Annotated in this window: 2 protein-coding genes; both read left to right on the plus strand. The window is 76.0% G+C overall.

Annotated elements, in window-relative coordinates; all coding sequences use genetic code 11:
* A partial coding sequence (locus G3I40_RS31200; RefSeq protein WP_275410250.1) for an acyl-CoA dehydrogenase family protein occupies positions 1–281 on the plus strand: 281 nt, incomplete at its 5' end.
* Positions 282–283: 2 nt separating this feature from the next.
* The coding region (locus tag G3I40_RS31205) for an acyl-CoA dehydrogenase family protein (RefSeq protein WP_164305972.1) at positions 284–668 on the plus strand (385 nt) is incomplete at its 3' end.

The following is a 668-nucleotide window of genomic DNA, read 5'->3' on the forward strand; positions in this document are numbered from 1 at the left end:
TGTGGCGGCTCACCCAGTGGAACGTCAGCGAGGCGCAGGCCAGCGGCGGGGTGCCGGGCGTCGGCGGCTCGGTCTTCAAGCTGCGCTACTCGCACGCACGGCAGCGGCTGTACGACGTCGCGGCCCGGGTGCTGGGCGGGGCGGGGGCGCTCGACACCGGTCAGGAGTGGACGCTCGACCGGCTGTCGTCGCTGTCGTACACGATCGCGGCCGGCACCTCGCAGATCCAGCGCAACATCGTCGCCGAGCGCATCCTGCGATTGCCCAAGGGGGGCCGATAGCCGTGCACTTCCAACTGACCGCGGAACAGCGCGCGTTGCGCGAGGGCATCCGGGACCTGCTCGCGGGGCGGTTCGGGCGCGACGCGCTGCGCGCCGCCGTGCAGCGCCCCGCGCTCGACCGGGGGCTGTGGCGTGCGCTCGGGGAGGCGGGCCTGTTCTCGCTGTGCCTGCCGGAGTCGGCGGGCGGCGTCGGCCTCGGCCTCGCGGAGGCCGCCGTCGTCTTCGAGGAGTGCGGCCGGGCGCTGGTCCCGGGCCCGCTCGTGGCCACGTTCCTCGCGGCCTCCCGCGGGGAGGTCGACGGCGCCGCTTCGGGCGAGGTGGTCGTGACGGCGTCCTCGGGCGGGCTCGTGCCCTGGCTGGAGGGGGCCGACGTGGTGCGCGGGGAGG

This window comes from Streptomyces sp. SID14478 (genome assembly GCF_010548525.1).
In the GTDB taxonomy this organism is placed as follows: Bacteria; Actinomycetota; Actinomycetes; order Streptomycetales; family Streptomycetaceae; genus Streptomyces.